This is a genomic window from Janthinobacterium sp. Ant5-2-1 (assembly GCF_001445815.1).
Lineage (GTDB): Bacteria > Pseudomonadota > Gammaproteobacteria > Burkholderiales > Burkholderiaceae_D > Janthinobacterium > Janthinobacterium lividum_E.
Genome location: NZ_LNCE01000069.1, coordinates 20,072 through 30,108, shown reverse-complemented (window position 1 = coordinate 30,108; position 10,037 = coordinate 20,072). Strand labels below are relative to the sequence as shown.

General features: G+C 56.1%; 11 protein-coding genes and 1 tRNA gene. 3 read left to right on the top strand and 9 right to left on the bottom strand.

The window, feature by feature from the left end; genetic code table 11:
• Nucleotides 1-256: 256 nt before the first annotated feature.
• The 3 genes from ASN89_RS21405 to ASN89_RS28770 form a co-directional block, all read right to left on the bottom strand.
• Nucleotides 257-613 carry a diacylglycerol kinase gene (locus tag ASN89_RS21405; protein WP_046684450.1) on the bottom strand — a complete coding sequence of 119 codons (357 nt, stop codon included), beginning with the start codon at nucleotides 611-613 and terminating at the stop codon, nucleotides 257-259.
• 296 nt (nucleotides 614-909) lie between these two features.
• Nucleotides 910-1,152, bottom strand: a complete 243-nt coding sequence (locus ASN89_RS28775) for a hypothetical protein (RefSeq protein WP_138828974.1) — start codon at nucleotides 1,150-1,152, stop codon at nucleotides 910-912.
• Nucleotides 1,153-1,288: 136 nt separating this feature from the next.
• Entirely contained in the window at nucleotides 1,289-1,474 is a 186-nt protein-coding gene (locus tag ASN89_RS28770) for a hypothetical protein (RefSeq protein WP_138828975.1), read from the bottom strand.
• On the opposite strand from ASN89_RS28770, the gene ASN89_RS21400 reads away from it, so the two are divergent.
• The 3 genes from ASN89_RS21400 (at nucleotide 1,460) to galE (ending at nucleotide 3,498) form a co-directional block, all read left to right on the top strand.
• A tRNA-Gly gene (locus ASN89_RS21400) sits at nucleotides 1,460-1,533 on the top strand. The genes ASN89_RS28770 and ASN89_RS21400 overlap by 15 nt on opposite strands.
• 92 nt (nucleotides 1,534-1,625) lie before the next feature.
• Nucleotides 1,626-2,306 carry a tRNA (guanosine(46)-N7)-methyltransferase TrmB gene (gene trmB, locus ASN89_RS21395; RefSeq protein ID WP_046684449.1) on the top strand — a complete coding sequence of 227 codons (681 nt, stop codon included), beginning with the start codon at nucleotides 1,626-1,628 and terminating at the stop codon, nucleotides 2,304-2,306.
• 172 nt (nucleotides 2,307-2,478) lie between these two features.
• Nucleotides 2,479-3,498, top strand: coding sequence for a UDP-glucose 4-epimerase GalE (galE, locus tag ASN89_RS21390; protein WP_058050690.1), 1,020 nt, complete (start codon nucleotides 2,479-2,481; stop codon nucleotides 3,496-3,498).
• A 70-nt stretch (nucleotides 3,499-3,568) separates the two neighbouring features.
• On the opposite strand, the gene rfbD is transcribed toward galE, so the two are convergent.
• The 6 genes from rfbD to ASN89_RS21360 all read right to left on the bottom strand — a co-directional run bounded on the left by rfbD (nucleotide 3,569) and on the right by ASN89_RS21360 (nucleotide 10,037).
• The gene (gene rfbD, locus ASN89_RS21385) at nucleotides 3,569-4,453 is read right to left on the bottom strand and encodes a dTDP-4-dehydrorhamnose reductase (RefSeq protein ID WP_046684447.1); all 885 of its coding nucleotides are present in this window, start codon (nucleotides 4,451-4,453) and stop codon (nucleotides 3,569-3,571) included.
• 50 nt (nucleotides 4,454-4,503) lie between these two features.
• Nucleotides 4,504-5,049: a dTDP-4-dehydrorhamnose 3,5-epimerase gene (gene rfbC, locus ASN89_RS21380; RefSeq protein ID WP_046684446.1), complete on the bottom strand. Its 546-nt coding sequence runs from the start codon at nucleotides 5,047-5,049 to the stop codon at nucleotides 4,504-4,506.
• A gap of 34 nt (nucleotides 5,050-5,083) precedes the next feature.
• Entirely contained in the window at nucleotides 5,084-5,977 is an 894-nt protein-coding gene (gene rfbA / locus ASN89_RS21375; RefSeq protein WP_046684445.1) for a glucose-1-phosphate thymidylyltransferase RfbA, read from the bottom strand.
• A gap of 4 nt (nucleotides 5,978-5,981) precedes the next feature.
• Nucleotides 5,982-7,055 (bottom strand): dTDP-glucose 4,6-dehydratase, encoded by a 1,074-nt coding sequence (gene rfbB, locus ASN89_RS21370; RefSeq protein ID WP_058050689.1) that lies wholly within the window; start codon nucleotides 7,053-7,055, stop codon nucleotides 5,982-5,984.
• Between the two features lie 566 nt (nucleotides 7,056-7,621).
• Nucleotides 7,622-8,908: a Glu/Leu/Phe/Val family dehydrogenase gene (locus tag ASN89_RS21365; protein WP_034745922.1), complete on the bottom strand. Its 1,287-nt coding sequence runs from the start codon at nucleotides 8,906-8,908 to the stop codon at nucleotides 7,622-7,624.
• 148 nt (nucleotides 8,909-9,056) lie between these two features.
• Nucleotides 9,057-10,037 (bottom strand): LysR family transcriptional regulator, encoded by a 981-nt coding sequence (locus tag ASN89_RS21360; protein WP_046684443.1) that lies wholly within the window; start codon nucleotides 10,035-10,037, stop codon nucleotides 9,057-9,059.

Here is a 10,037-nt window from a genome sequence, read left to right as displayed (position 1 = left end):
TATCAAAATGGCGCTCGATCTCAAACCTTGTATCTTTTACTGCCATATTTCATGGCAGCGGAACAGGTCGTGTGGTAGCTGTCATTGTTTTATAAATTGTAATTAAGTTAAAAATTGTTTCCTTGCGGGAATTTTATTGAAAACAATTTTCAATCAATGCATCATGATTCAGTTGTCTCTTTATAATTTTCTTTATTGCTAATTCTTCTCAATTCGGTAGATTGTCTATTTTAATTTGTTCAGAGCATCTTTTCGCTTAATTCGAAAGATTTTCTACCAAAAAAGCAACAAATACGCATGTTGCACCGAAACTGAGGATGAGTACAGATCCCGCGGCGCAATCTTTGGCAACCTTTATGCTGGGATGCAACGTTGGATGCAGGTGATCGATCAGGTGCTCTAGTGCAGTGTTGAATAGTTCTGCCGCTAGTACCATGCCACAATTGAGTAGCAGCAGTGCCCACCACATCATGGCTGGTTTGCTCCATATCAAGATGATTAGCACTACCAGAGAGGCAATGCATTGCAGGCGAAAACTCGACTCCATACGAAATGCTGTGGCAATGCCTTGCAAGGCAAATCCCATACGTTTAAGAAAGGGCTGGTTCTTCATTGAACTTGGGCGGCTACCATGCTGGGCTGGAAGAGGTGTGAGGTGGTTTATGGCTGATGCCGCTAAGCCGGGCACGCAGTATCGGATGATGGAAGAGGGGGCTAGCCCACATTTTCAAATCCGTCAAATCCGCTCAAAAAAATAAAAGCCCGTTTCCAATGAGATAAGAAAGGGCTTTTATTGTGAAAGTTACACCATCGTTGGACAGTGTCATCTTTCGACGCGGCAGACCTGTCCTTGACTTGATGAACAAGTCAGGATTGAGCCTACGTATCGCTGCCTACGCAGCCAGGATATTAATGATGGGTAGCGGTTGCGTGATGCGTGGTGGTCGAATCCGAGCTTGCTGCACCGGCCACAACGGCAACTGCTGCGCCGATTGCGATCATTGTGCTGACGCTCAGGCCGGCAACGGTGGTGCCGGCAGCGGCGCCAGCTGCTGGTGCAGCTGCTACTGGTGCAGGAGCTGGTGCGGATTGAGCCATTGCTTGTGCGGAAGCGAAGCACAGGATTGCCGAGGCGATCAGAATTTTTTTCATGGGATATCCTTTTGAGTTGAACAGGGGGAAAAACATTAAGTCTTGCAAAACTGGTACGCGATTGTAGCAATATTTCCGGTATTAGTCTTTGCACACAAGAAATTTGCATGAAAATCGACAGTAATATGATTCTATGTTAAAGCATTTTTTGGATTTTATTCTTGTTGTGTTGTTCTAAGTTAACAGATTCTTTGTTTGGAATGGCTTTGCGTGCGATTTCCAGCATGCGGCGGCAGGTTCTTGCCGCCGCCGATTGACGGGTGAGCGTTTGCCAAGTGCTTGCCATCCCGCGTAAAATGCAGGCTTCGCGGGTGTAGCTCAATGGTAGAGCAGAAGCTTCCCAAGCTTACGACGAGGGTTCGATTCCCTTCACCCGCTCCATTTTTCGCTGGCGCCTGGCTTGGTGCGGCGCGGCTACTTATTTCTCCATTCCCATGTCTTCTGATACCCCAGCAAACGGCCCGGCGCGGCCGATGATGTACGATCCGACCGAACACCGCATCCGCAGTTTCGTGACCCGCGCGGGACGGTTGTCTGTCGCGCAGGCGCGCGCGCTTGAGACCTTGGGGCCGCAGTTCCTGTTGCCTTTCGCCAAGGAGTCCATGGACTTCGAGCAGGTGTTTGGACGCAAGGCCCCAGTGATCCTGGAAATCGGTTTTGGCATGGGGGCGACGACGGCGCATATCGCCCAAGCCATGCCGGAGAAGGATTTCATCGGCGTCGAAGTACATACGCCCGGTGTGGGCAGCCTGTTGAAGCTGATCGGCGAAGAGTCGCTGACGAATCTGCGCCTGCTGCAGCACGATGCAGTGGAAGTTCTCACGCACATGATTCCAGCCAATTCGCTGGCCGGTATCCACGTTTTCTTCCCCGATCCATGGCACAAGGCGCGCCACAACAAGCGCCGCCTGATTCAGTCGCCGTTCGTCAAGCAATTGACCGATCGCCTGGCGCCGGGCGGCTATCTGCATTGCGCCACTGATTGGGAAGATTACGCGGTACAAATGCTGGAAGTGCTGGGCGCCGAGCCGCAGCTGCGCAATAGCGCCGACGGTTATGCGCCGCAGCCGGCCTACCGTCCCCTGACCAAATTTGAAAACCGCGGCTTGAAGCTGGGCCATGGCGTGTGGGATCTTGTGTTCATTAAGAAATAAGCGTTCTACTGGGCCGGCGGCTCCACTTGCATCGATTGCACACAAGAGTAGCCTGCCACTATGTTGTTGTGGTGCCGTCCTGACTGCCATTTGACTCGTGTTCAAGCGTGTGCTCGCCTGGCAATGAGGGGCTAATTCGGGTAATCTTATATTTTTTGCATTGATTGATTATATGAACAAGAAAATACTCGTGACCGGCGCATCCGGTTTCATCGGTTCGCATACCTGTGTCGAATTGCTCGCTGCCGGCTTTGATGTCGTCGCGGTGGATAATTTGTGCAATAGCGCGCGCGAAGCGATGGTGCGCGTGGAGCGCATCTCCGGCAAAAGCGTGCCTTTCTACGAGGCTGACGTACGCGATCGCACGGCCATGGCCGCCGTCCTGCGCGAGCACGCCATCGATGCGGTGATCCATTTCGCGGGCTTGAAAGCCGTGGGCGAATCCGTGGCCCAGCCGCTGATGTACATGGACAACAATGTGACAGGCACCGTGGCCTTGCTGGAAGTGCTGGCGGCGGCGAACGTGAAGCATTTTGTCTTCAGCTCGTCTGCAACCGTGTATGGCGATCCGGAAGCCTTGCCGATCCTGGAAACGTCGCGCCTGTCCGTGACCAATCCATACGGCCGTTCGAAGCTGATGGTCGAGCAGATCCTGGCCGATCTCGTGCATGCCGATCCTCAATGGCAAGTGGGCGTGTTACGCTACTTTAATCCGGTCGGTGCGCATGCCAGCGGCCTGATCGGCGAAGATCCCGCCGGCATCCCGAACAACTTGATGCCTTTCATCGCCCAGGTGGCCGTGGGCCGCCGCGAACGCCTGGCCGTGTTCGGTAACGACTACGACACGCCGGATGGTACGGGCGTGCGCGATTACATCCACGTGGTCGACCTGGCACTGGGTCACGTGGCCGCGCTGAACCGCCTGTTCTCCACCGATGGCGGCTTTACCGTCAATCTGGGCACGGGCCACGGTTACAGCGTGCTCGATACCGTGCGCGCCTTCGAGGCCGCCAGCGGCCGCAAGGTTCCCTACGACATCGTGCCGCGCCGCCCCGGCGACATCGCCAGCTGCTACGCCTCGGCCGACAAGGCAAAGGAGTTGCTGGGCTGGCAAGCGCAAAAAAACATCGACGACATGTGCCGCGACCACTGGCGCTGGCAGCACCAGAATCCGCAAGGCTACGCGGCCTGAGGCTAGAGGCGGTTTCGCGACTTCGGTTGCCGGTGTTGAGGCAAAAGGAATAGCAATGATCGCGGCATTTTCAGTCCAGCATTGAGTCTTGACACAGCAGTAAGGCGTCTTGCCACTGCGGCAAGCCGCAGAACGTGTCGAGCAGGCGTTGTGACGACAGCCGCGAATTGGCGGGACGTTGTGCCGGCATGGGGTAGTCTCGTGCCAGTATCGCCCGCAAACGGGGCTTTTTCGTAATCGACGGGTGTGCCATGATCGCGTCGGCAAGGCCAAACCAAGTGGTTTGGCCTTGCGCCGTCAGATGATACAGCCCCGAGTGTTCATGCCACCATCTTTGCGGATCTGCCGCAGCCAAGTACTGGGACAGGATGTGAGCAGTGGTATCGGCGACCGTGCGGCTCCAGGTCGGCGCGCCATATTGGTCCGATACGATGGCCAGTTCCTCGCGCTCCTGTGCCAAGCGGCGCATGGTCAACAGGAAGTTTTTGCCATGCGTGCTGTAGACCCAGCTGGTGCGCAGGATCAGGTAAGGAATACCTGCTGCCTGGATCGCTGTTTCGCCGGCTAATTTGCTGCTGCCATAAACGTTGATCGGGCACGGCAGGTCGGTTTCCTCGTATGGCTCTTTTTTTGACCCATCGAATACATAGTCGGTGCTGTAATGTATGAGCGCCGCTCCCAGCTTGCCAGCTTCCTCTGCCATCACGGCCGGGGCTTCGCCATTGATGCGCAGCGCAATTGCCGGCTCACTTTCGGCCTGGTCTACGGCAGTGTATGCGGCCGGGTTGACGATCAGGGTCGGCTTGACGCGGCGAATCACATCGCGCACCTGGTCCAGATCGGCCAGATCCATTTGCTTGCGGTCCAGCGCGAAGATTTCCCCCAAACCTTGCAAACTACGTTCAAGTTCATAGCCGATCTGGCCGGTTTTTCCGGAAATTAAGATGCGGTTCATGCTATGTTCTCATTGAAAGATGACAACAGATACAGTCTTGCAGGCTGCATTCAAATAAAGACATCGGCGTTGGCCAGCAATGACCCAAGTCTGTCTTTGTTCGACAGCATAGGTTCGCCATCTAGCGGCCAGTCAATGCCGATCTGAGGATCGCTCCAAAGGATGCTGCGTTCAAATTCGGGAGCCCAGTAGCCCGTCGTCTTGTATTGGAATTCGGCGCTGTCGCTGGTAACCAGATAGCCGTGGGCAAAGCCTTCTGGTATCCATACCTGACGCTTGTTGGCAGCCGATAACTCGACACCGACCCACTGACCGAAGGTGGGTGAACTTTTGCGTAAATCGACACTGACATCGAATACCGTCCCCGCAGTGCAATGTACCAGCTTGCCTTGCGATTGCTGGATCTGGTAATGCAAGCCGCGGAGGACGCCTTTGCCGGATTTGGAGTGGTTATCCTGGACAAAGGTACGGTGAATGCCGGTCAGCTCCGTAAAGCGTTTCTGGTTGTAACTTTCATAGAAAAATCCACGCTCATCACCGAACACTGTGGGTTCGATAATCAGCACTTCCGGTATGTTGGTGGCCAAGATTTTCATGGTGGTGTTTTACTTAAAGAGGGAAAATGACACGTTAGAATACGGTGTCGTCGAGCAAGCGCAGCAGGTATTGTCCATAGGTATTCTTCTTCAAGGGCTGCGCCAGGTTTTCCAGCTTTGCCGCATCGATATAACCTTTGCGATAGGCGATTTCTTCCGGGCATGCCACTTTCAAGCCTTGGCGCTTTTCGATGGTCGAGATAAATTGCCCTGCTTCCAGCAAGGAATCATGCGTGCCGGTATCGAGCCAGGCCATGCCGCGGCACATTATTTCAACATTCAATTGATTGCGTTCAAGGTAAATACGATTGACGTCGGTAATCTCGAGCTCGCCACGCGCGGAGGGCGCGATTCCAGCGGCGATATCGCACACTTGATTATCGTAGAAATACAAGCCGGTTACGGCATAGTTTGATTTTGGGCTGAGAGGCTTTTCCTCGATGCTGACGGCGCGCCTTTGGGCATCGAACTCGACCACGCCGTAGCGCTCCGGCGATTGCACATGGTAGGCAAACACGGTCGAGCCGTTGGTGCGCGTCGAAGCAAGGTGTAATTGTGCTTCAAAGTTATTGCCGTAATAGATGTTATCTCCGAGAATTAGCGCTGACGGGGCGTCACCGAGAAATGCGCGGCCGATGATGAATGCCTGCGCCAAGCCATCCGGCGTAGCTTGCACGGCATAGCTCAATTCGATGCCCCATTGGCTGCCATCACCCAGTAACTCCACAAAACGTGGCGTATCTTGAGGGGTAGAAATGATCAGAATGTCGCGTATGCCCGCCAGCATCAGAGTGGTCAGTGGATAGTAAATCATCGGCTTGTCATATACCGGCAGCAACTGCTTCGATATCGACATGGTCACAGGGTACAGGCGGGTACCTGAGCCACCGGCGAGGATGATGCCTTTGCGTTCAAGCGGGGAGGTCATGCTATTATTTCCTTGGGACATTGCGTTCCACGTAGTTTTTTTGTAGCCAAGTCAGGTAGTCGCCAGACTGGATATCGCGTACCCAGGTCTGATTGTCTAGATACCAACGGACGGTCTTGTGGATGCCGGTGTCGAATGTTTCGGTTGGTTTCCAGCCCAGCTCGCGTTCGATCTTGTGTGCATCGATGGCGTAGCGGCGATCATGGCCGGGGCGATCCGGCACATAGATGATTTGTTCCCGATAGCTGCCGATGGCCTTGGGATCGAGGGCGTCAAGGATATCGCACAAGGTATGCACGACTTCCAGATTGGTCATTTCATTCCATCCTCCGACGTTATATACCTCACCTGGCTTGCCCGCCGCCAGCACGCGACGGATGGCCGAGCAGTGGTCGCCTACATACAGCCAATCGCGTACTTGCAGGCCATCACCATAAATAGGCAGGGCTTTGCCGGCACGGGCATTGCTGATGATCAGGGGAATCAGTTTTTCCGGAAAGTGGAAGGGACCATAATTGTTTGAACAATTCGTGGTCAGCACGGGCATGGCATAGGTATGAAAATAGGCTCGTACCAGATGGTCAGATGCAGCTTTTGACGCCGAATATGGACTATTTGGCGCGTAGGGCGTCGTTTCGGTAAAGGGCGGATCCTGCGGCTGCAAGCTGCCGTATACCTCATCAGTTGAGATATGCAGGAAACGGAAGTCCTCTTTGGCATCGCCCGTGAGACCCGACCAATAGGCGCGTGCGGCTTCCAGCAGGCTGAAGGTGCCGTTGACGTTAGTCGAAATGAATTCGCCAGGGTTATGGATCGAGCGATCAACATGACTTTCAGCGGCAAAGTGCACGATGGCGCGTGGCTGATGCTCTGCCAGCAAGCATGTTAAGTGAGCTGTATCAAGGATATCGCCGCGCACAAAGAGATGCCGGGGATCGTGTTCAAGGCTGGCCAGATTGCTGAGATTGCCAGCGTAAGTCAGTTTGTCAAAGTTGACGATGAACTCATCGTTGAGCGCCAGCCAGTCGTTTACAAAATTGGAACCGATGAAGCCGGCTCCACCGGTCACTAAAATCATATTGCTATCCTATTTGTTGCATTCTTGATCAACCCAGTTATGGCTCCTGATGGAACTCTGTAGTTATATGGCGAATTTTCAGATATCTCATTATTATTCTTTTTTTTTCATTTTGGCTAGCGTTACTTATGCGGCTTTGTTGACCCGTATCGTTAGTCTAACGGCAGGCTCAAATTTCAAGGGCGGCATTAGATTGATTCGTAATATCGAGCCTGTGTGAAAGTGGCGTGAGGTGCTGAGTATAAACGACTGGTGGCGTGCGCAGGGGCAGCCTTGCTTTGACTGATGGTCGCCGCACGGTATCGTATGGATGAGGAAAAAATGGGAAACTGGCGAGATGCATGACGTCAGCGTAAAGCTTGCCTTGCGCAGCTCACAGCGAGAATGAGAGTGCCCCAGGACCACGGGCGAAAGGCGCCGATGGTTTATTGTGCTGGAATCAGCCGATGGTGCCTGCAACAGGGCATTGTTGAGCAACAATGCACGGATATGGGGGCGGTTATGTCTGGGAAAAGCCTAGGGCGCAACAAGCACGCCCTGGGCTTTTTCTCAGGCGACCATAGCCATTATGGGTAGAGACCGCGTACTTCGCGAGCCTGCAGCACGCGCGTGCACGCCAGGATGAAGGTGGCGGTACGCATCGACACTTTCTTCTCTTGCGACACTTGCCATACCGAATCGAACGCTTCGCGCATGATGCGGGTCAGGCGGCTGTTGATTTCTTCTTCCGTCCAGAAGAAGCTCGAGAAGTTCTGCGCCCACTCGAAGTAGCTGACGGTCACGCCGCCGGCGTTGGCCAGCACGTCCGGCACGATCAATACGCCGCGGTCGGTCAGGATGTCGTCCGCTGCCGGCAGGGTCGGGCCATTGGCGCCTTCCAGGATGATCTTGGCGCGGATGACTTGTGCGCGTTCGGCCGTGATCTGCTGTTCCAGCGCGGCCGGGATCAGGATGTCGCAATCGATGCCCCAGAAATCTTCGCGCGGCACGAATGCCTCGGCGCCCGGGAAGCCTTCGACGCTGCCCACTTCGGCCACGTGTGCCAGCAATTGCGGGATGTTCAAGCCGCCGGAATGGACGACGGTGGTCTTGTGGTCTTGTACCGCGACCACTTTCGAGCCGGCTTCAGCGAACATGCGTGCAGCGACGCCGCCCACGTTACCGAAACCTTGCACGATGACTTTCGCGCCTTCGAGCGACATGCCGACCTTGGCGGCCGCATCGCAACCGACGACGAACACGCCGCGGCCCGTCGCGTCGCGACGACCCAGGCTGCCGCCCAGCGAGATTGGCTTGCCGGTCACCACGCCGGTCGACATATTGCCGCCGATCATGGCGTAGCTGTCCATCATCCACGCCATGACTTGCTCATTCGTGTTGACGTCCGGCGCCGGGATATCCTTGTTCGGTCCGATGATCATGCTGATCTCGCTCGTGTAGCGGCGGGTCAGGCGTTGCAGTTCGTTGCGCGACAGGGTCTTCGGATCGACACGGATACCGCCTTTGGCGCCGCCGTATGGCACGTTGACCGCTGCATTCTTGACCGTCATCCAGGCCGACAGGGCCATCACTTCCGACAACGTCACGTCCTGGTGGAAGCGCACGCCGCCCTTGCCCGGGCCGCGCGACAGATTGTGCTGCACGCGGTAGCCTTCGTAGTGGGCAATGGTGCCGTCATCGCGCTCGATAGGCACGTCGACCGTCAGGATGCGCTTTGGACGCTTCAGCGTTTCCACCCAGCGCGACAGGTTGCCCAGGTATGGCGTAACGCGGTCGATCTGCTCGAGGTAGACGCCCCATGGGCCCAGGTCTTCAGGATTGAGGTAGGAAGGAAGTGCGTGCTTGCTGGTCATGCTTGATAAGCTCCTGACAATACGAATACGTTAGAGGCACAGCCGAGATGCAGCTGCGCGCAGCGGAACCGCATCGTAGGCGATAGCCTCATGCCCCGGCCAATGCTTTGTGCGCATCCGGTTATGCATTTATTGCATAGTTAGGAGATCAGGAGGGAGTTGCAGTGACGGTTGCGCGCCGGCGTTTTTTCCCGCTGCGCGCGGCGCTTTCCTGCGACTGCACCAGGTATTGCCACAGGCTTTCGACGATCTGTTTGCCTGGCCGCAGGCTGGACGGGCGCTCGCGATATAAACGGATTTCCAGCTCGATTTCCCAGCCTGGCGCGCCGCCGTCGGCACGCGCCAGGTGCTTGTACTTGACGTCGCGCATGACGGCCGATTCGGGCAGGAAGGCGATGCCGCGCCCTTCCAGCGCCATCATTTTGAGGCCTTCTGCCATGTCCGTTTCGTAGCAGGTTTCCAGGAACAGGGGCGCTTTGGCGTCGGCCAGCAGCAATTCCACCATGCGTCCCAGATAGGCGTTGCTGGTGTAGGAAAGGAAGGGCAGCGGCTCCTTGGCGCTGCCGGGCAGGACGAAGTCCGGCACCTTGTCCTGGCCGCAGCGCGCATACGCGCGCAGGGTTTCGCGGCCCATCACCAGCATGTCGTAGCGGCCCGGATCGAGCTGCACCGGCTGGCGCGGGTGGTGATAGCACAGCAGCAGGTCGCAGCCGCCGTCGACCAGCTGCAGCACGGCGTCGTGCACGTTCAGGGCCATCAGGCGGCTGTTGATCGGCGCAAAACCTTCTTCCAGCGCCGTCAGCCATTTCGGCATGAAGGTCAGCGACAGGGTATGCGGCACGGCGAAATCGACGCTCGTTTGCGTGGCCGCCCGCTTGCCGCGCAACAGCGCGCGCACGCCGTTGATCTGTCCCAGCATTTCCAGCGCCTGCTCGTAGAACACGGCGCCGGCCGGCGTCAATCGCGTGGGGTAGGAGGTGCGGTCGACCAGGTCGATGCCAAGCCAGTTTTCCAGCGACTGGATGCGCCGCGAAAAGGCCGGCTGGGTGACGTGGCGCAGGGCCGCGGAACGGCTGAAATTATGCGTTTCAGCGAGCGAGATGAAGTCTTCCAGCCATTTGGTTTCCAT